This window comes from Streptomyces sp. NPDC004435 (genome assembly GCF_042873895.1).
GTDB lineage: Bacteria > Actinomycetota > Actinomycetes > Streptomycetales > Streptomycetaceae > Streptomyces.
This window is the reverse complement of sequence record NZ_JBIAMB010000025.1, coordinates 85933-105950: the sequence shown is the minus strand read 5'-3', so window position 1 is coordinate 105950 and position 20018 is coordinate 85933. Positions and strand designations below refer to the sequence as shown.

17 protein-coding genes are annotated in these 20018 nt (G+C 73.8%); 13 read left to right on the top strand and 4 right to left on the bottom strand.

What is annotated here, in order from left to right:
- Position 1: 1 nt before the first annotated feature.
- The 11 genes from ACFYT9_RS34070 (at position 2) to ACFYT9_RS34020 (ending at position 12481) form a co-directional block, all read left to right on the top strand.
- Positions 2-1066, top strand: coding sequence for a glucose-1-phosphate thymidylyltransferase (locus ACFYT9_RS34070; protein ID WP_387278214.1), 1065 nt, complete (start codon positions 2-4; stop codon positions 1064-1066).
- Positions 1063-2100: a dTDP-glucose 4,6-dehydratase gene (rfbB, locus tag ACFYT9_RS34065; protein WP_389169848.1), complete on the top strand. Its 1038-nt coding sequence runs from the start codon at positions 1063-1065 to the stop codon at positions 2098-2100. The genes ACFYT9_RS34070 and rfbB overlap by 4 nt, the downstream gene beginning before the upstream one ends.
- A 52-nt stretch (positions 2101-2152) precedes the next feature.
- Complete coding sequence (cimA, locus tag ACFYT9_RS34060) at positions 2153-3778, top strand: citramalate synthase (RefSeq protein WP_389169845.1); 1626 nt, start codon at positions 2153-2155, stop codon at positions 3776-3778.
- Between the two features lie 27 nt (positions 3779-3805).
- On the top strand, positions 3806-4843 hold the full coding sequence (locus ACFYT9_RS34055; protein ID WP_389169842.1) for a ketoacyl-ACP synthase III family protein: 1038 nt from the start codon (positions 3806-3808) through the stop codon (positions 4841-4843).
- 90 nt (positions 4844-4933) lie between these two features.
- On the top strand, positions 4934-5911 hold the full coding sequence (locus ACFYT9_RS34050; protein WP_389169840.1) for an aromatase/cyclase: 978 nt from the start codon (positions 4934-4936) through the stop codon (positions 5909-5911).
- The gene (locus ACFYT9_RS34045; protein WP_389169837.1) at positions 5908-6549 is read left to right on the top strand and encodes an antibiotic biosynthesis monooxygenase family protein; all 642 of its coding nucleotides are present in this window, start codon (positions 5908-5910) and stop codon (positions 6547-6549) included. Before ACFYT9_RS34050 ends, ACFYT9_RS34045 begins: the two co-directional genes overlap by 4 nt.
- Before the next feature lie 93 nt (positions 6550-6642).
- On the top strand, positions 6643-6855 hold the full coding sequence (locus tag ACFYT9_RS34040; RefSeq protein ID WP_387278202.1) for an acyl-CoA carboxylase subunit epsilon: 213 nt from the start codon (positions 6643-6645) through the stop codon (positions 6853-6855).
- Complete coding sequence (locus tag ACFYT9_RS34035) at positions 6852-8531, top strand: fatty acyl-AMP ligase (RefSeq protein WP_389169834.1); 1680 nt, start codon at positions 6852-6854, stop codon at positions 8529-8531. Before ACFYT9_RS34040 ends, ACFYT9_RS34035 begins: the two co-directional genes overlap by 4 nt.
- Complete coding sequence (locus tag ACFYT9_RS34030) at positions 8528-10258, top strand: acyl-CoA dehydrogenase family protein (protein ID WP_389169831.1); 1731 nt, start codon at positions 8528-8530, stop codon at positions 10256-10258. The genes ACFYT9_RS34035 and ACFYT9_RS34030 overlap by 4 nt, the downstream gene beginning before the upstream one ends.
- 42 nt (positions 10259-10300) lie before the next feature.
- Positions 10301-11530 (top strand): acyltransferase domain-containing protein, encoded by a 1230-nt coding sequence (locus ACFYT9_RS34025; RefSeq protein ID WP_387278197.1) that lies wholly within the window; start codon positions 10301-10303, stop codon positions 11528-11530.
- Entirely contained in the window at positions 11531-12481 is a 951-nt protein-coding gene (locus ACFYT9_RS34020) for a 4'-phosphopantetheinyl transferase family protein (protein ID WP_389169828.1), read from the top strand. It abuts the gene before it with no gap.
- Here ACFYT9_RS34020 and ACFYT9_RS34015 read toward each other — a convergent pair.
- From ACFYT9_RS34015 to ACFYT9_RS34000, 4 genes are all read right to left on the bottom strand, one after another.
- Positions 12374-12988, bottom strand: a complete 615-nt coding sequence (locus ACFYT9_RS34015; protein WP_387278193.1) for a DNA-binding response regulator — start codon at positions 12986-12988, stop codon at positions 12374-12376. The two genes, ACFYT9_RS34020 and ACFYT9_RS34015, sit on opposite strands and share 108 nt — an antisense overlap.
- A gap of 18 nt (positions 12989-13006) precedes the next feature.
- Positions 13007-14260 (bottom strand): sensor histidine kinase, encoded by a 1254-nt coding sequence (locus ACFYT9_RS34010; protein WP_387278191.1) that lies wholly within the window; start codon positions 14258-14260, stop codon positions 13007-13009.
- 88 nt (positions 14261-14348) lie between these two features.
- Entirely contained in the window at positions 14349-16613 is a 2265-nt protein-coding gene (locus tag ACFYT9_RS34005) for a TOMM precursor leader peptide-binding protein (RefSeq protein WP_389169824.1), read from the bottom strand.
- The gene (locus ACFYT9_RS34000) at positions 16610-16999 is read right to left on the bottom strand and encodes a hypothetical protein (RefSeq protein WP_387278187.1); all 390 of its coding nucleotides are present in this window, start codon (positions 16997-16999) and stop codon (positions 16610-16612) included. Before ACFYT9_RS34000 ends, ACFYT9_RS34005 begins: the two co-directional genes overlap by 4 nt.
- A 290-nt stretch (positions 17000-17289) precedes the next feature.
- Here ACFYT9_RS34000 and ACFYT9_RS33995 point away from each other — a divergent pair, with 290 nt between their 5' ends.
- Entirely contained in the window at positions 17290-18081 is a 792-nt protein-coding gene (locus ACFYT9_RS33995; protein ID WP_387278185.1) for a BTAD domain-containing putative transcriptional regulator, read from the top strand.
- A gap of 138 nt (positions 18082-18219) precedes the next feature.
- Positions 18220-19809: an acyl-CoA carboxylase subunit beta gene (locus tag ACFYT9_RS33990; RefSeq protein WP_387278183.1), complete on the top strand. Its 1590-nt coding sequence runs from the start codon at positions 18220-18222 to the stop codon at positions 19807-19809.
- Positions 19810-20018 lie beyond the last annotated feature (209 nt).

Below are 20018 nucleotides of genomic sequence, written 5' to 3'. Positions count from 1 at the left end.
CATGAAAGCACTGATTCTGGCCGGGGGACTGGGCAGCAGGCTCAGGCCCTTCAGCCACTCGATGCCCAAGCAGCTGATCCCGATCGCGAACAAGCCGGTGCTGGTCCACGTCGTCGAGGCCCTGCGGGATCTGGGGGCCACCGAGATCGGTGTCGTCGTCGGCGACCGGAGCGGGAAGATCGAGGGAGCGCTCGGCAGCGGCGCCCGGTTCGGCGTACGGCTCACCTACATCCCGCAGGAGGCGCCGCGCGGGCTCGCCCACGCCGTCGCCATCGCCCGCCCCTTCCTCGGCGACGACGACTTCGTGATGTACCTCGGCGACAACATGCTCACCGACGGCGTCCAGGACATCGCCCGGGACTTCGTCCTCCGGCGGCCCGCCGCCCAGATCGTCGTCCACAAGGTCGCGCACCCCAGCGAGTTCGGCGTCGCCGAGGTGGACGCCGAGGGCCGGGTGCTGCGGCTCGTGGAGAAGCCGCGCGAACCGTGCGGCGACCTGGCCGTGATCGGCGTGTACTTCTTCACCGCGGCCATCCACGCGGCGGTGGACGCGATCCGGCCCAGCGCCCGCGGCGAACTGGAGATCACCGACGCCATCCAGTGGCTCGTCGAGCGGGGCGAGGACGTCCGCGCCCGGGTCTACGAGGGCTTCTGGCGGGACACCGGGCGGGTCGAGGACGTCCTGGAGTGCAACAGCGAACTCCTCAAGGACCTCGTCCCCTCCGTCCGCGGCGAGGTCGACGCCGACAGCGAACTGATCGGCGCCGTCGTCGTCGAACCCGGCGCCCGGATCGTCCGCTCCCGCCTCGTGGGGCCGGTGATCGTGGGCGCCGGATCGGTGATCGAGGACAGCGGCGTCGGCCCGTGCACGACCATCGGGCAGGACTGCGAGGTGCGCTCCTCGGTGATCGAGCACAGCCTCGTCCTGGACGGGGCGCAGGTGGCAGGGGTCGGTTCGGTGCGCGGCTCGGTCATCGGCCGGCAGGCCACCGTCACCGCCGGCGGGGTGCCCGGCTGGCACCGGCTCCTCGTGGGCGACCACGCGAGCGTCGAGGTGGCGGCATGAGGATCTGCGTCACCGGCGGCGCGGGCTTCATCGGCTCGCACTACGTCCGTACGCTCCTCGCCGACGGTCACCCGGGCTCCGAGGGCGCCCGGGTGACCGTCCTCGACAAGCTCACCTACGCGGGCAACCGGGCCAACCTGCCGGCCGACGGGCCCCGGCTCACCTTCGTCCGCGGCGACGTCTGCGACCGGGACCTCCTCCGGGAGCTGCTGCCCGGGCACGACGCGGTCGTGCACTTCGCGGCCGAGTCCCACGTGGACCGGTCGCTGACCGGGGCGTCGGAGTTCGTCCGGACCAACGTCCTCGGCACCCAGACGCTCCTGGACGCGTGCGTCGCGGCGCGGGTGCCGCGCGTGGTGCACGTCTCGACGGACGAGGTCTACGGCTCCATCGAGCACGGCTCCTGGGACGAGGACCGGCCGCTGCTGCCGAACTCGCCGTACGCGGCCTCCAAGGCGGCCTCCGACCTGCTGGCCCGCGCCGCCTGGCGCAGTCACGGCCTCGACCTCTCCGTCACCCGCTGTTCCAACAACTACGGGCCCCGCCAGTACGTCGAGAAGCTGATCCCGCTCTTCGTCACCCGCCTGCTCCGCGGACTCCCGGTGGGCCTGTACGGCGACGGGAGCAACGTCCGCGAATGGCTGCACGTCGACGACCACTGCCGGGCCGTGCACACCGTCCTCACCCGGGGGCGGGCCGGCGAGATCTACAACATCGGCCGGGGCAACGAGACGACCAACCGGCGGCTGGCCGACCGGCTCGTCGAGCTGTGCGGCGCCGATCCGGCGCTGGTGCGCACGGCCCCGGACCGCAAGGCGCACGACCTGCGGTACGCCCTGGACGACCGCAAGATCCGCGACGAGCTCGGCTACGCGCCCCGCGTGCCCTTCGACCGGGGCCTCGCGGACACCGTCGCCTGGTACCGGGACCATCCGCACTGGTGGGGGCCTTCCGGCGCCGGCGCGGGCGGCGCCGGCACCCCCGCGACGTCGACCGGTACTCCAGCTCTGCCCGAGCCGGTCACCGGACGGTGACCGCCCAGAACCGCGCCGCGACGGGCGCGCGCGGTGCGAAGGAGGAGGGGCCATGGCCGAGGCGAGACCTCAGCTGTACGACACGACCCTGCGCGACGGCTGCCAGCAGGAGGGCATGGCCCTGACGGTGGACGACAAGCTCGCCGTCGCCGGCCACCTGGACGCCCTCGGGGTCGGATTCATCGAGGGCGGCTGGCCGGGGGCGGTGCCCCGGGACACCGAGTTCTTCGCCCGCGCGAAGAAGGAGCTCCGGCTGCGGAACGCGCGGCTCGCGGCCTTCGGGGCGACCCGGCGGCCGGAGGTCCCGGTGACCGTCGACCCCCAGGTGCGCGCCCTCCTGGTCTCCGGCGCCCCGGTGATCACCCTGGTCGGCAAGAGCCACGTCGGCCACGTCGAGCGGGCCCTGCGCACCACGCTCGCCGAGAACCTCGCGATGATCGGCAGCACCGTGCGGTACCTCGTGCACGCCGGCCGGCGGGTCTTCCTCGACGCCGAGCACTACTTCGACGGACACCGGCTCAACCGCGACTACGCCCTGGAGGTCGTGCGGACCGCCGCGGAGGCCGGGGCCGAGGCGGTCGTGCTCTGCGACACCAACGGCGGATCGCTGCCCCACGAGGTCGCCGCGACCGTCGCCGACACCCTCGCCGGGACCGGCGCCGCCCTCGGCATCCACTGCCACGACGACACCGGGTGCGCCGTGGCCAACTCCATGGCCGCCCTCGACGCCGGAGCCGTCCACGTCCAGGGCACCGCCCACGGGTACGGCGAACGCTGCGGCAACGCCGACCTGTTCACCCTCATCGGGAACCTCGCCCTCAAACAGGGCCGGGAGATCCTCACTCCCGAACAGCTCGCCCGGCTCGCCGACACCGGGCGCGCGATCGCCGAGATCACCGGACTCCCGCCCCGTTCCTCGGCCCCCTACGTGGGCGCCGCCGCCTTCACCCACAAGGCCGGGCTGCACGCGGCCGCGCTCCGCGTCGACCCCGACCTGTACCAGCACATCGATCCGGACCGGGTCGGCAACGCCATGCGCACCCTGGTCTCCGACATGGGCGGCCGCTCCTCGGTGGAGCTCAAGGCGCGCGAACTCGGCTACGAGGTCGCCGCCGGCTCCGGCGAGGTCGCCCGCGCCGCCGCGCGGATCAAGGAGCTGGAGAACGAGGGCTACAGCTTCGAGTCCGCCGACGCCTCCTTCGAGCTGCTGCTGCGCGAGGAGCTCGCGGGCGGGCCCGAGCCCGCCCCGTTCGACGTCGAGTCCTGGCAGGTGTCCGTGGCCCGCCGGCGGGACGGCTCCGAGCGGACCGAGGCCGCCGTGCGGCTGCGGATCGACGGTGTTCCGCTCGCCGCCACCGGCAGCGGGAACGGCCCCGTCAACGCCCTCGACCGGGCCCTGCACCAGGCGCTCGACCCGTTCTTCCCCCAGCTCGCCCGTCTCGAACTGGTGGACTACCGGGTGCGGGTGCTCACCGGCGACACGGGCAGCGGCGCCCGCGCCCGGGTCCTGATCGGCTACCACGACGGCGAGCGGCGCTGGGGAACCGTCGGCGTCGACGGGAACACCGTCACCGCCAGCTGGCGCGCCCTGCTGGACGCCGTCCGCTACGTGCTCCGCGACGAAGACGTCGCCCCCGACCGGTCCGAGGTCCCCCTGACGATCGCCTCGGCCGGCTGAACCGCCCGTGACCACGAGGGAGTAGCTGTGCGAGTGGAGAACACCTACCTGCGCGGGACGGCGGTGCGGCTGCCCCGCACGCTCGCGGTGGCCGACGCCGTCGCCGCCGGGGAGTGCCCGCCGGGGACCGCCGCACAGACCGGCGCGGTGTCGGTCGCCGTCTCGCCCGACGAGTCGGCCGCCGAGATGGCGGCCGCGGCGGCCCGCACCGTGCTGGAACGCGCCGGGTCCACAGCCGGGGACGTCGACCTCGTCCTGCACGCCGACACCTACCACCAGGGGCAGGACCTGTGGCCCGTCGCGTCGTACATCCAGCGCGCGGCCCTCGGCAACTCCTGCCCGGCCCTGGAGATCCGCCAGATGTCCAACGGCGGCCTCGCCGCCCTCGACCTCGCCACCGCCTACCTGGCCGCCGGGCACGGGAGCCGCGACGCCCTGCTGACCACGGCCGACCGCTTCTGCGCCCCGGGCATCGACCGCTGGCGCACCGACCCCGGCACCCCGTACGCCGACGGTGCCACCGCCCTCGTGCTCTCCCGGCGCGGCGGCTTCGCCCGGCTGCTCTCGCTGGCCCTGCACGCCGACCCCGAACTCGAACCCCTGCACCGCGGCGACGAGCCCTTCACCGACGCCCCGTTCGGGCACCGCATACCCGTCGACTTCGACGCGGCCAAGCGCACCTTCGTCCAGCGCCACGGCCTCTCGTACGCCATCACCCGGGCGCACGCCGGCCAGCAGACCGTCATCAAGCAGGCCCTGGCCGACGCGGAGATCGAGCTGGACGAGGCGCGGTGGATCGTCCTGCCGCACTTCGGCCGCCGCCGGCTCACCTCCATCTACTACACGCCCTTCGGCATCGAACCCGAGCGCACCACCTGGGAGTTCAGCCGGACCGTCGGACACCTCGGCGCCGGCGACCAGTTCGCCGGCCTCGACCACCTGGTGACCACCGGCCGGGCCGCGCCCGGGGACCGCTGCGTCCTCGTGAGCGTCGGCGCCGGATACAGCTGGGGCTGCGCCGTCGTCGAGATCACCGACCGGCCCGACTGGGCCGGCGCCCGCTGACCGCGGTCCACCACCGCTCAAGTCCTCTTCGAGCCCATCCCTGCCACTCTGGTGCGGCCGTTCTCACGGCCGCCGAAAGGAAGGTACGCCGTGGCGCCCGCTACGACCCCCTCGACCGCGAGGGACCGCCTCACCGAGCACACCGTCACGGTCGGCGCCCCCGCGGCGGCCGTCTACGACCTCATCGCCGACGTCTCCGCCTGGCCGCAGGTCTTCGGACCCACGGTCCACGTCGAGGTGCTCGACGAGGCCCCGCCCGGCGGCGGCGAGCAGCACCTGCGGATCTGGGCCATCGCCAACGGACAGGTCCGCACCTGGACCTCCCGCCGGACCCTCGACCCCGTGGCCCGCACCGTCCGCTTCCGCCAGGTCGTCACCGCCGCCCCGGTGGCCTCCATGGGCGGGGAGTGGCGCGTCGAACCCGCCGGCGACGGCACGACCCGGGTCGTCCTCCTGCACGACTACCGCGCGGTGGGCGACGACCCGGCCGCCGAGGAGCTCATCGAGCAGGCCGTCGACCGCAACAGCCGCGCCGAACTCACCGCCCTGAAGCACGCCGCCGAGCAGGGACCCGACCGCGCCGAACTCCACTTCAGCTTCCACGACTCGCTGACCATCGCCGGTGCCGCCGGCGACGTCTACGGCTTCCTCGACCGCGCCGACCTGTGGCCCGAGCGCCTCCCGCACGTCGCCCGCCTCGACCTCGTCGAGGAGGAGAACGGCGTCCAGCGGATGGACATGGACACCCGCAGCCCGGACGGCTCGCTGCACAACACCACCTCGATCCGGGTCTGCTTCGAGGAGCGCCACAGCATCGTCTACAAGCAGCTCAAGGTCCCCGCCGCCCTGAGCAGCCACACCGGCCGCTGGACCGTCGAACCGCAGGACGACGGCACCGTGAGGGCCACCTCCTGGCACACCGTGACCCTCGACCCCGAGGGCGTGCGCACCGCCCTCGGACCGGACGCCACCCTCGCCGAGGCCCGCGCCCTGGTGCGCAAGGCGCTCGGCACCAACAGCTCCACCACCCTGCGACACGCCAAGAACTACGCGGAGGACCACGCGTGACCGACAGAGACCCGACCCGACCGGTGACCGTCATCAACCGGTTCGAGGTCACGGGCGGACTCGCCGATTTCGAGCGGGAGTTCTCCGCCCACAGCCAGTTCCTGCGCCGGCGGCCCGGATTCGACTTCCTGGTCACGGTGCGGCTGGTGGAACGACCCCATGTCTACGTCCACCTGGCCCACTGGCAGCGGCTGAGCGGCTGGCTCGACACCGTGCACGACGACACCTTCACCGGGCACGTGCACCGGGTGGGCCGGCTCGTCCGCACCGAGGCCGACCAGGCGCTCAGCGTCGACCGCGTCCTCAGCGAGGACGCGGCCCCCGGCGACAGCAGCGTCGTCCTGCTCTCCGCCGAGGTGCGCGAGGACCACGCCCAGTTCGAGAAGGCGTACGCGGAGCTCTGCCGGATCCACGTGGAGGGACGCGGCTTCGGCGGGAGCGACCTGCTCCGCTCGACCGTACGCCCCTCCCGGTACACCGGCGTGCTGTGGTGGCGCGACGAGGAGCACTGCGACCGGGCGCTCGGCTCCGCCGAGGGCCGCCGCGCGCTCGCCGCGCTCGACGGGCCCGCCCAGGTCCGGTGCGAGCGCAGCCGCCACCTGGCCTACGAGCGCGTCGTGCCGGCGCGGAACGTGTGAACGCCGAGGCCCCTGGGCCCCCTCCTCCCGGGTCGAGCGCGATCCGAGAGAGGGACCCAGGGGCCCTCGAGCGGAGGGGCGCACTCTACCCCCATGGCAGACGAGACTGGCATCACCGTGGTGCGCGGCCGGCCGGACGCGGTGGAGATCGCGGCGGTGACCGCCGTGCTGATGGCGCTCCTCCGCGACCGGGGCGCGCCCCCCGACACCCCCGCGCCGGCCGCACGCGCCGACTGGATCGTCAAGGACACCGGCGGCCGGGGCCCGGTGTCCTGGTCCGCCCGACCCGGGAGGGGACCGCAGTGACAGGCTTCCGCGCGTTCATCGACACCTTCCACACCAGGGCCGCCGAAGCACCGGAACGCGACGCGCTCGTGCTGCTGTCCGAGAGCGAGGGCCGCCTCGTCCCCGAGGCCGTCGGCTACGGCGAGCTCGCCGGCCAGGTACGGCGGCTCGCCGGGCGCATCGGCGCCTACACCGCCCCCGGCGACCGGGTCCTCGTCCTCCAGTCCTCCCGCCGGCTGTTCGCGGCCTCGTTCCTGGCGTGCCTCCACGCCGGGCGCGTCGCCGTCCCCGTGGCGCCCCCGGGCGGGCGCGGACACCACGACGAACGGATCGCGGGCATCGTCAAGGACGCCGCGGCGAGCTGCGTCCTCACCGGCGGCGCGCACGCCGCCGAGGCGTCCCGGCTCCTGGCCGGCGCCGGCTTCACGGACGTCACCTGCCTGCTCGCCGACCACGAGCCGGAGCCGGCGGACGCGGCCGGCCCGGAGCCCGCGCCGGTCGGGCCCGACGACGTCGCGTACCTCCAGTACACCTCCGGCTCCACCCGCGAGCCCCGCGGCGTGATGGTGACCCAGCGCAACCTCGTCGCCAACCAGACGGCGATCCAGCGCGCCCTGGACACCGGCCCCGCCTCCCGCTTCGGCGGCTGGCTGCCCCTCCACCACGACATGGGCCTGGTGGGCCAGCTCCTGCACCCGCTCTGGCTCGGCGCCACCACGGTGATGCTGACCCCGCAGGCGTTCGTCAGAGCGCCCCTGCGCTGGCTCGACACCGTCTCCCGCTACGGCCTGACGGTCAGCGGGGGCCCGCACTTCGGCTACGAGCTGTGCCTGCGCCGCGTCAACGACCTCCAGATCGCCGGCCTCGACCTCACCGCCTGGCGCACCGCCGTCGACGGCGGCGAGCCCGTCGACCCCGCCACCGCCACCGCCTTCGCCGACCGCTTCGCCGCCGCGGGCCTGCGCCCCGGCGCCCTCGTCCCCGCCTACGGACTGGCGGAGGCCACCCTGCTGGTCTCCGCGGCCCGCCCGGACGACCCCGGCGCCCCGGGAGCCTGCGGCGCGCCCGTGGACGCCGAGGTGCGGATCGTCGACCCGGACGACGGGACCGAGTGCGCCCCGGGGCGGACCGGGGAGGTCTGGGTGCGCGGCGACAGCGTCGCCCGCGGCTACTGGCGCCGCCCCGCCGAGACCGCCGCCGCCTTCAACGCCCGGGTCACCGGCGGGCCTTCCGGATTCCTGCGCACCGGCGACCTCGGCACGCTCGACGGGGCGGGCCGCCTGCGGATCACCGGACGCCTCAAGGACGTCATGGTGATCGCCGGCCGCAACGTCCACCCGCACGACGTCGAACGGACCGTCCAGCAGGTCAGCGGCATGTTCGGCCCCGCGTCCGTCTTCGCCGTACCGGGGGAGCGGGAGCACGTCGTGCTCGTCCAGGAGGTCCGGGCCCGCAGCCACTACCAGGTCGACTTCGCCGCGCTCGCGGCGGAGGTCGCGGCCCGCGTCGGCGACGAGCACGAGGTGCACACCGCCGGCCTCCTGTTCGTCAGCCCCGGCACGGTCCGCCGGACGACCAGCGGAAAGGTGGAGCGCGCCGCGATGCGCCGGATGTTCCTGAACGGCGAACTGCGCCCCCTGTACCAGCGCCTCGACGCCGGGGTCGAGCGGCTCCTGACCGCGGGGGTCCGTGCATGACCACCGTGGCCGACCGCATCGACGCGCTGGAGAGCGCCTTCGGACCGCTCGACGACCCGGCCAACCCGCTGGGCGGCGGGGCGTTCGTCGCCGCCGACACGGCCGGGGAGGTGCTGCCCGCCGCCGAGGGGGTGCTCGACGCCCACGCGCTGAACGCCGAGTTCGTCCCCGCGGAGCTCGGGGGACGGCTGCGCCGCATGGACGAACTCGGCCGTCTGCTGCGTCCGGTCTTCCGCCGCGACGCCTCCCTCGGCTTCGGGTACGGGCTCAACTGCTTCTTCGCCGCCACCCCCGTGTGGACCGCCGGCGACGAGCGGCAGCGCCGGCTCGCCGCCGGCCTGCTGCTCGGCGGGGACCGCATCGCCGTCGCCCGCCACGGCGTCGCGCACGGCAACGACTTCGTCCGCGACGAGTTCACCGCCAGGGCCGCGCCGGACGGCGGCCTGCTGCTCGACGGCAGCAAGACGGGCATCGCCAACGCCTCCCGGGCCCGCGGACTCGTCGTCTTCGCGCGCACGGGCGAGCCCGGCCACCCCCGCGCCCACAGCGTGCTCCTGCTCGACCGGGCGGCCCTCCCGCCGGACCGGGTGAGCGACCTGGACCGGCGCGCCACCAGCGGTATGCGCAGCGCGGAGTTCGGCGGTCTGCGCCTGCGCGCGTGCCCGGTCCCGGACCACGCCCTGGTCGGAGCCGAGGGCGACGGCTACGAGCTGTCCCTGCGCTCCTCCCTGGTCATCCGCGGCCTCATCCCCTCGATCGTGCTCGCCGGCGCCGACACCGCGCTGCGGACCGTCGCCGCGTTCGCCGCGAGGCCCCGCCCGGGCGGCCGCTCCTCCCTCGACGTCCAGCACGTGCGGGACGTGCTGACCGGGGCCCTGCTCGACCTGCTGATCATCGACTGCCTGGCGCTGGTGGCGACCAGGGCCCTGCACCTGCTGCCCCGGCAGATGAGCGTGTACGCGGCCGCGGCCGCCTATCTCGCGCCCAAGCTCACCGCCGAGGCGATGGACGAGATGTCGGCGGTGCTCGGCGAGGCGACCTTCGCCGAGGAGGGCGCGTACGGGATGTTCCAGAAGCAGCTCCGGGACCTGCCGGTCACCTCGCTCGGGCACTCCGGCAGCGCCGGCCGGCAGGTCAGCATCCTGCCGCAGCTGCCGTTCTTCGCCCAGCACGCCTGGTTCGCCGACCCGGAGGCGCCCGCCGAGCTCTTCCGGCTGCACGACGGACTGCCCCCGCTCGACCTGTCGCAGCCCGCCCTCCTCGGGGACGGCGACCCGCTCGCGGCGACACTGGTGGCCAGCACCGACCTGTTCGAGGAGACCGGCCTGCCCCGCCGTGGCCGCGACGCGCACGTCCTGCGCTTCCTCATCCGCGCGTTCACCATCGAACTGGACGACCTGCGCAAGGCGTTCGGCGACGTGGGCTTCAGCGACCGCCGGTGGCTCGCCAGCCCGCACAGCCTCGGCCTCGCCGACCGCTACACCCTCGTCCTCGCGGCCGCCGCCTGCCTCGGCGTATGGCGGGAGCAGCAGAACGCGGGGGCCTTCGCCGACCCGTTCCTCTCCGACACGGCGTGGCCCTCGGCGGTCCTCTACCGGCTGGGCCGGAGGCTGGGCCTGGCGCTCCCGGACCGACCGGCCGCCGCAGAGCAGCGCGCCCTCGCCGAGGTGCTCGCCCGCCTGCGCGGCCGGCGCAGCTACGACCTGTACGCGTCCCCCCTCGCCTGAGAGCCCCCGCTCGCCGCGGTCCCCTCCGAAGGAGAACAACTCATGTCCGCTGAAGGACCCGGCCGTCAGGGTGCGGCCCACCGTGAATGGCTGCTGGAGCGGCTCGCCCACTACCTCGGCCGGGCGGTGGAGGCGACGGACCCGCTCGTCGGCTTCGAGCTGGACTCGGTGGCCGCGCTCAGCCTGTACGGCGACATCGAGGAGGAGTTCGGGCCGATCATCGACCTGGACGACATCTGGTCGCACCGGACGATCGGCGACCTGGCCCGGCACATGGCCTACCGGGACATGCGGCGCTTCCCCCGCCAGGTGCGGGCCGCCTTCGTCTTCACCGGCCAGGGCTGCCAGTACCCGGGCATGACGGCGGGGCTCTACCTGGACTCGGCGACCTACCGGGGCCACCTGGACGAGGTGAGCGACGCCCTGCTCCCGCTGCTGAAGACCTCGGTCGTCGACCTGATCCTGCGCGAGGACCCGCGGATCCACGACACCGCGTACGCCCAGGTGTCGCTGTTCGCCGTCGAGTACGCGCTCGCCCGCACCCTGGAGGCTTCCGGCGTGGTGCCGGTGGCGGTCCTCGGGCACGGCATCGGCGAGTTCGCCGCGGCGACGGTGGCCGGGGCGCTGGCGCTGTCCGACGCGGCCCGGCTGATCGCCCTGCGCGCCGCGTTCACGGAGTACCTGCCGCCCGGCGGCGGGATGATGGCGGCCTCCGCCTCGCCGGACGAGGTGGCGCCCCTGGTGGCCCGGGAGCCGGGCGTGGACGTCGGCGTGCTCAACGCCGCCCGGTCCACCGTGCTCTCGGGCGACATCGCCGGACTCCACCGGATCGAGGCGGACCTGGCGGCCCGGGGCATCAGGTGCCGCCACCTCCCGGTGACCCATGCCTTCAACTCCCCCCGGATGGCCCCGGTGGTACCGAAGTTCGAGGCGGCCGCGCGCCGGGTGCCGGGCGGCAGCCCGCGGCTGCCCCTGTACTCCACCGTGGACGGCGGCCTCGTCAGCGGACCGCTGTACGCACCGCACTGGTCGCGGCAGCTCACCTCGCCGATCCGCTTCGCCGACGCGGCGCGCGCCATGCTGGGCCAGCAGGAACCGACCCATGTCGTCGAGGTCGGCCCGCGGCCGGTGCTCACCCCGTATCTGCGCCGTCTCGGCAGTCCCCGCTGCATCCCGGTGTGCCCGCGGGCGGACTGCGACGCGGTGGACCTGGCGGGTGTCATCTCCGCCCTGGACGCCGGCCCGCTCGCCGCCGAGCCGGCGGGGGCCTGAGTGGCCGCCGCGATCGGCCGGCCGGTGCCCGCGCTGGGGCCCGGGGGACCGTGGGACCCGGTCGGGAGCGCCCTCGCGGCCACCGGCAGCGTCCTGGTGTACGGCACGATGCCGGGCTGGCTGCCCCGGAGCGACCAGGACGTGGTGCGCCGGCTGCTCGGCCGTGACTGGGGGCGTTACGAGAGCCTGGACCGCCCCCGGATGCGGGACCGGTTCGTCGCGTCCCGGCTGTTCCTGCGCTACACGGCGGCCGCCGTCCTGGACACCACCCCGGACCTGGTGGACCTCTCGTACCAGCCGGGCGGCCGGCCCTACGTCCGGGGCTGCGACCAGATCGACGTGAGCCTGAGCCACACCGAGGAGATGATGGTCGTCGCGGTCACCCGGCGCGGCCGGATCGGTGTCGACGTGGAGCGGGCGGACCGCAGGATCGCCCGCACCGGCTCCGAGCTCCAGGCCTGCACCCCGTACGAGAAGGAGCGGCTGGACGCGGGTGGCGAGGCGGCGCGCAACAGTTCGATGGTGCGGCTGTGGACGCTGAAGGAGGCGTACACGAAGGCGTGCGGACAGGGACTGCGGTTCCGGTTCACCGAGTTCGGGTTCGACCTGGACGGCGCGGCGGCGCGGCTGGTCCGTCCCGACGGCTCGCCCGCCGCGGCGGGCGACTGGACGTTCGGCACGTTCGCGGTGGGGGAGCGCTACGTGGTCAGCGCGGCGGTCCAGGACACCGGGTTCGGGGGTCTCGCGGACGTGTCGGTGATGACCATGTTCGACGAGGGACTGCTGGACACCCTGCTCGCCGGCGCGGCGGGTCGCCCGGGGCGGCCCCGGCACCGGACTCCGTCAGGGGATCCAGCCGGCCTCCTCGGAGATCCGGATGGCGTCGATCCGGTTGCGCGCGCCGAGCTTGGCCACGATGGCGGTGAGGTAGTTGCGGACGGTCCCCTGTGACAGGAAGAGGCAGCCGGCGATCTCCGCGGCGTCGGCCCCCTGGGCCGCGAGTCTGAGGACCTCCAGCTCCCGGGGCGAGAGCGGGTTCTGAGGCGAGTCCCAGGCGCTGAGCGCGAGCTGGGGGTCGATCACCCGGCGGCCCGCCGCCACCGCCCGCACGGCGTCCGCGAGCTGCTGCGGGGGCGAGTCCTTCAGCAGGAAGCCGGTGACCTGCGCGGACAGCGCGCGCCGCAGGGTGCCGGGGCGGCCGAGGCTGGTGAGGATGAGGGTGCGGCAGCTGGGCAGCTGCTCATGCAGGTCGACGGCCGCGGTGAGCCCGTCCGTGCCGGGCAGGTCGATGTCGATGATCGCCACGTCCGGCGGGGTGGCGAGCGCCGCCTTCACGATGGTGTCCCCCCGGTCCACGGACGCCACGACCTCGAAGTCGGGCTCCAGTTCGAGCAGCGCCACGAGCGCTCCCCGGATCATGTGCATGTCCTCGGCGATGAGCACCTTCAAGCGCGCCAACGTGTTCCCCCGGGCTCTTCACTTCTGTCGGATGGGTCGGCTCCTACGGGCGACCCTGTGGTCGGTGCGGAAGCCGTCGTGCGCACCGGCCTCGACCGTCGGCGGTCTGAGGGGAGCGTACGCCTCGAGATGAAAACGGCCCGTCTCCCGCAGGCCGACGGTGAGTCCACCGCCGATCTCCGTGAAACGCGCCTCCAGGTTGTGCAGCCCGCTGCTGCGCGTGGTCCGGCCGGCGGGTCTGGGGCCGGGCCGGCCGGCACCGTCGTTGACCATGCTCAGCAGGACCGTTTCCTCGTCGACGGTCGCGGAGATGCTGCACCGTCGGACCTTGCTGTGGCGCAGGATGTTCGTCACGCCCTCGCGCAGCGCCGTGGCGAGCACCGTGTCGACGACCGGGTGCAGCCGGCCGCAGTCGATGGCCACGTCGGCCTGGATGTCGGCCGCCGCCAGGATCGCCGCCGCCGACGTCGCCTCGTCCCGCAGGGACATGTCCCGGTACCCGCTGGACACCAGCCGTACGTCGGCGAGCGCCTGACGCGCCACCACCAGCAGCTCCTCGGTCTCGGTCCGGGCGCGCTCGGGGCGCGCGTCGATGAGCCGGTGGACCAGCTCGCCCTTCAGCGCGATGGCCGAGAGGCTGTAGCCGAGCAGGTCGTGCAGATCGCGGGCGAACCGCAGCCGCTCCCGGCCGACCGCCATCCGGGCCAGGTTCTCGCGGGTCTCGTGGACCTCGTGGACCAGATCCGTCAGCCGGCTGAGCCCGTAGATCACGATGCCGCAGAGCATGCCCGCGATCAGGAAGTAGGCCGCCTGGGCGACCGGGTGGCCGAGCGCGAGCGAGTACGCCGGGATGCTCGACACCACCAGCGCGTACACCGGCCACGCCACGGCGGGCTTCAGGGTCAGCAGCACCGAGGCCGCCAGCGGCCCCTCCATGCTGCCCCAGGAGATCCCGTACCAGAACAGGGGCAGATAGGTGAGCGCGACCTGGAGCCCCAGCACCCCCATCCGCCGCCGCGTCCCCCAGGACCGGGCGGAGGGCGCGGAGACCGCGTACTGGACGCTGAAGACCAGCAGGACGAGTCCGATGCAGACGGCGAGGCGCACGGTGCTCGCCTCGCCCCACCGCAGCACGTTGAGGATCGTCACCGCGGCGTAGCAGACGAGCGCGGTGACCGTGATCGCCCGGGCCAGCAGGGGGGCCGGCAGGTCGGTCTGGCGGCTCCCCTCCGCGAGGGAGGGATCGGGCGCGGTACGGATCCGGTCCGGCATCGAGTCTCCTGGCCCAGTATCTGCGGGAATCAGCATGCTAATGGCCGCAGACCACCGCTAACCACAGATGACGGTGAGAATCCGAGAATCAGACAAAGAGGAACACCGGATTCAACTCGGCGTAGGGCGTCGGTTTCCGCAACCATCCCATGCGCACCGGAACATCGAAGAGACGACCCTCGCCGAATCTGGCCCAAAAATGCCGGAGCCCCGGCACGACGACCTTCACGACCGGTAGCTCCACATCGGGACGCGTCTGGTCCAGCACGAGCATCTCCATGCCGTGAGCACGGACCACCGCCTCCGCCGCCTCCACGTCCGCCTTGAGGTCCGGGCGGGGAATGCAGCGATAGTTCGACGGCACCCGCGACGACTCCGAGGGGTCGGGAAGGAGATATGGCTGATTCTGTACGGTCCGGTCGCACCACCAGTTCCGCAGTTCCGCCGGCAGTTCCGCCCGCGCGTCCAGGGATTCTCCTGATGACGTGGGGGGCGGAAGAAGCTGGGCCATCTCCGTGACCGCGCGGCGCAGGGCCAGACGGGGATCGAAATGCGCCCCGAATCCGAAAGAGATCCGCTGTTCGCCGTCCCCCTCGACCCGGGAGATCGCGGCCACCACCGGGATGCCGAGGTCCGAGGTCAGGTCGAGGGCCCACAGGGACCGCCCGTTCCTCTCGTACACCGCCCTGGTCCGCGCCAGCCACGGCTCGTCGAAGGCGTCCAGGTCGAGCCCCGGGCGGCGCAGCCGGTTGTACCACCACAGCGCCACCGCGTCCCGCTCCACCAGCTCCAGGAAGCCCTGGACGATGGCGTCCTCCCGGCTGGAGCCGGCCGCGTTGCCGTTGGAGTCGGCCCAGGGCGCGCGCTCGACGCCGTCCGGCCCCTGGCCGAAGTACAGCATCGACGTGGGCAGCAGCCGCTCCCGCTGCCCGGTCAGCGACCACAGCGGGGTCCATTCGCGCATCGCCCGCCCGTCGAAGCGCGGCGGCACCGCGTGCATCGCCCCGTGGGTGGCGTTCCAGGCGTTGCGGTCGCGGTACTGCCGGTCGGAGAAGAGCTGCACGGTGTCGGGGTGCACGGCGGCGTCCCCGAGTCCGGTGAACGACTCCTCGACCACCGCCTCATCGCCCTGCCGGGTGCCGCAGTAACGTTCCACCGCCTCGCAGAGGGCACCCGCCTCGGCCTCCTGCGGAGTGACGCCCTTCCCGCCGCTGTGGCTCCGCAGCCCCTCGGCCGCGTGGCCCCGCCAGGCGAGGTTCCGCCCCGACACCCAGCGGTCGAGGCCGTCGGGAGTGCCCGGGGCCGGGCTCAGCCCGGCGACGATGCCGGTCACGGGATCGACCAGGTGCCGGTACCGGGCGAGCACCTCGGCCGCGGGCAGCGCCCGGTGGTTTCCGCCCTCCGCCGCGGCCTTGGGCCGCGACTCCGGCACCACGGGGCGCCTGCCCCGCGCGGCCACCAGCCCCGGATCGCCGCACTGCGGGCACTGGGGCCGCCGCGTCACCGGATGATGGGTGCTGCGCAGCGTCCAGGTGTCGAGCCTGCACACGGCGCCCTGACCCTCGTACCGCAGCGCGGCCACCCACTTGAGGGTCTCCAGGACCGCCGAGTGCAGCCCCATCATGCGGACCGCCGTCAGCGACGCCTCCGGCAGCGGCACCGGCCCCCGCAGCCCCAGCGCGTGGCGCACGGGGGCCTGGGACGAGCGGTGGCCCCGCATCCGCTGCGCCAGGCACGACCAGCAGGGCCCGTCCGGGGTGCCGAACACCGGCCCCACCCACACCTCGGGCCCACCCGGCCGGGCCAGCAGCCAGGGCAGTCCGGCGGTCCTGAACCGGGCGTCCGTCCCGGCGAGGCCGGGCTCCAGGTAGTCGTCGCACAGCACCAGGCCGAAGCCGGCGCTCTCCACGTCCGGCGCGAGCGCGAGGCCCGCCGCGGCGCACTCGGCCCGGGCCGCGTCGCCGTCGGTACGGCCCAGCGCCACCACGTGCACCGGCGTCGCCCCCAGTGCGGCGTCGACGTCGGTGCTGCCGAGACCCGCGAGCTCCCAGTACGCCGCCGCGGCGGAGTCCGCCCGCGGGTCGCGGTAGCCGACCAGACCGGCGCGCGCGAGAGCGGCGATGAGCTGCCCCGCGTCGGTGGCCGACACCATCGAGGCCGCCTCGGAGATCACCGCGGACAGCGTCCGCGTGCCGTCCAGGAGCGGGGCCAGCATCTCCACCTGAGTGCCCCGCAGGGCGGTCGTCCCGCGCTCCGACAGGAGGTAGACCGCCTCCCCGCTGACCGTCTCGACCCGCAGATGGCGCTTGAACCCCACCGGGAGCGCGGCGGGCGCCCGATCGGTGACCGTCACGAGCGCCCCGCCGGGGCGTCCGGCACGTGGGTGAAGTGGCAGAAGGAGGCCGCCGCGGCCGGTGAGTGGGTGAAGTTGCAGAACGACGTCGCCACGGAGGGCGAGTGGGTGAAGTTGCAGAACGAGGCCTCGACGGCCGTCGCGCCGTCGAGGTCCTCCAGGGACAGGCCCGCGGGCCCGCCGGCCGTCATCTCCATGTAGACCGGCTCGGCGGCCAGGCCGAACTCGACGAGGACGGACATCGGGTTGCTGATGTAGCGCTGCGCCAGCTCGGGCTCCAGGCCCGTGCGGGCGGTGAGCAGGGCGAGCCGTTCGGCGGTCCGCTGCGGGTCCGCGGTGCCGGGGTGCTGGTGAGGTGCGGGAGCGATGGTGGTCGAGCCGATCACGGGTTCCCCTCCTGAGCCGGTCGGACACTGTGTCCCGGGGCGTCATGGGCCGGTCTTGGCCGGCGGCCCCTCCACGTCCGCGTTCGACGTTGCGTGAGACAGGATTCTGCGATGCGCTCCCGGCGAGGCCCAGTGCCGTGTTCATCAACCCGGCATGACATTTTCACGTTCCCCTTCGTGATCCGCTCACTGGGGCGCGGGGCACCGGGGATGCGAGGCTCCTAGGACGCTGAGCGCCACATGCCAGGCGCTCGTGCGACGGGGAGCCGACGCGGAGGAGATGACGGACGATGGAGATCAATGTACTGGGGCCGCTCACCGCCACGGAGCACGGAGTCTCCGTGGTCCCCACAGCGGGCAAGCCTCGCCAGATCCTCGCGCTGCTGGCCCTTCAGGCGGACCGGGTCGTGACCGTGCCCACGCTCATGGAGGAGATCTGGGGCGAGGAGATCCCGCGCAGCGCGGCGACCACCCTGCAGACGTACATCCTGCAACTGCGGCGCAAGCTGGCCACCGCCCTCGCGGAGGACCCGCACCGGCAGGCCAAGGAGGTGCTCGTCACCCAGCACGGCGGGTACCTGCTCCAGGTGCAGCCCGGCCGGGTCGACGCCCAGGAGTTCCTCCGGCTCGCCGCCTCGGGACGCGACGCCCACGAGGCCGGCGACTACCGCACCGCCTCCGAACTGCTCCGGCGGTCGATCGAACTGTGGCAGGGACCGGCGCTGGTCGACGTCCGCGTCGGCCGGGTCCTCGAACTGGAGGTGCTGGGCCTGGAGGAGGACCGGATGGCCGCGCTGGAGCGGCGCATCGACGCGGACCTGCATCTCGGCCGGCACCGCGAGATCGTCCCCGAGCTCCGGGTCCTGGTGGCCAGGAACCCCATGCACGAGAACTTCTGCGCCCACCTCATGACCGCCCAGCACCGCGCGGGCAGTTCCTGGCGGGCCCTGGAGTCCTTCCAGCGGCTGCGCACCACGCTCATCGACGAGCTGGGCCTGGAGCCCTCGCCGCGCCTCCAGCGCCTGCACCAGGCCGTCCTCGCCGCGGACCCCGCGCTCGACCTGGAGGTCACCGCCGGCTGAGCCCCGGTGCGCCCGGCACGCCCGGAGCCGCCCTGCGTCCTCGGCACCGCCCGGAGCCCCCGTGCTCCGCGCGAGCCGCCGCCCGGGGGTGGCGGAGTGCTCCACCGTGCCTTGAGGTGACGTTCCTACGTTCGGTCAATGACGATCCTCGACGAGCTCACGGTGACCCCGGCCGCCCCCGACCTGGCGCGCGCCTCGGACGAACTGCGCCGCCTCAAGGAGGAGGTGAGCCGCGGGCCCGACCCCGCGGCCACCGTCCGGCAGCACGCCAAGAACAAGCTGACCGCCCACGAACGTCTCGAACTCCTCTTCGACGAGGGGACGTTCACCGAGATCGAACCCCTGCGGCGGCACCGCGCCACCGGCTTCGGCCTGGAGGAGCGCAAGCCGCACGGAGACGGCGTCGTCATCGGCTGGGGCCTGGTCCACGGACGCACGGTCTTCGCGTACGCCCATGACTTCCGGGTCTTCGCCGGAGCGCTGGGAGAGGCGCACGCCGCCAAGGTGCACAAGATCATGGACCTCGCCGAGGCGTCCGGCGCCCCCCTGGTCAGCCTCAACGACGGCGCGGGCGCCCGGATCCAGGAGGGCGTCACGGCGCTCGCCGGATACGGCGGCATCTTCCGGCGCAACGTGGCGGCCTCGGGCGTGATCCCCCAGATCAGCGTCATGCTCGGCCCCTGCGCCGGCGGCGCCGCCTACTCGCCCGCCCTGACCGACTTCGTCTTCATGGTGCGCGACACGGCGCAGATGTTCATCACCGGCCCCGACGTCGTCCAGGCCGTCACCGGCGAGCGGATCACCCACAACGGCCTCGGCGGCGCCGACGTGCACGCGGCGACCTCCGGCGTCAGCCACTTCGTCCACGACGACGAGGCGTCCTGCCTGGAGGACGTGCGCTTCCTGCTGGCGCTGCTGCCCGCCAACAACAGGGAACTGCCCCCCACCGCCCGCGGCGACGACCCCGCCGACCGGCGCACCGACGCGCTCACCGCCCTCGTCCCGGCCGACCCGGGCCGCTCCTACGACATCCGCGGGGTGATCGAGGAGATCGTGGACGACGGCGAGTACCTGGAGATCCACGAGGCCTGGGCGACGAACGTGGTGTGCGCGCTCGCCCGCCTCGACGGGCAGCCCATCGGCATCGTCGCCAACCAGCCCGCCTCGCTCGCCGGCGTCCTCGACATCAACGCCTCCGAGAAGGCCGCCCGCTTCGTCTCCACCTGCGACTCCTTCAACATCCCGCTCGTCACCCTCGTCGACGTCCCGGGCTTCCTCCCCGGCGTCGACCAGGAGCACAACGGCATCATCCGGCACGGGGCCAAGCTGCTCTACGCCTACTGCAACGCGACCGTGCCCCGCGTCTCCCTCGTGCTGCGCAAGGCCTACGGCGGCGCGTACATCGTCATGGACTCCCGGTCCATCGGAGCCGACCTCTCCTTCGCCTGGCCCACGAACGAGATCGCGGTGATGGGCGCGGAGGGCGCCGCCAACGTCATCTTCCGCCGCGAGATCGCCGCCGCGGACGACCCCGGGGCGGTGCGCGAGCAGCGCATCAAGGAGTACCGCAGCGAACTCATGCACCCGTACCACGCGGCCGAGCGCGGACTCGTGGACGACGTCGTGGAACCGGGCGAGACGAGAAGCGTGCTCATCCGCTCCCTGGCGATGCTGCGGACGAAGAAGGCCGAGGTGCCCGCCCGCAAACACGGCAACGTCCCCACGTAGGCCGTGGAAGCGGCTCGGCGGCACCGGGTCCCGGCAGGTCCACGCGCACGCGAGCCTCGGTCGAGAGCCCCGCCGTTCCATGACTGCACCGGGGACGGCGGCGCGCCACGAGCGCACGGCCGGACCGGTACCCGGCCGGCCGGGACGGGGAGGCCCTGACCCTGAACCATCCCGGTCGCCGCATCGATTCAGGAGTGTCACGGACGAAG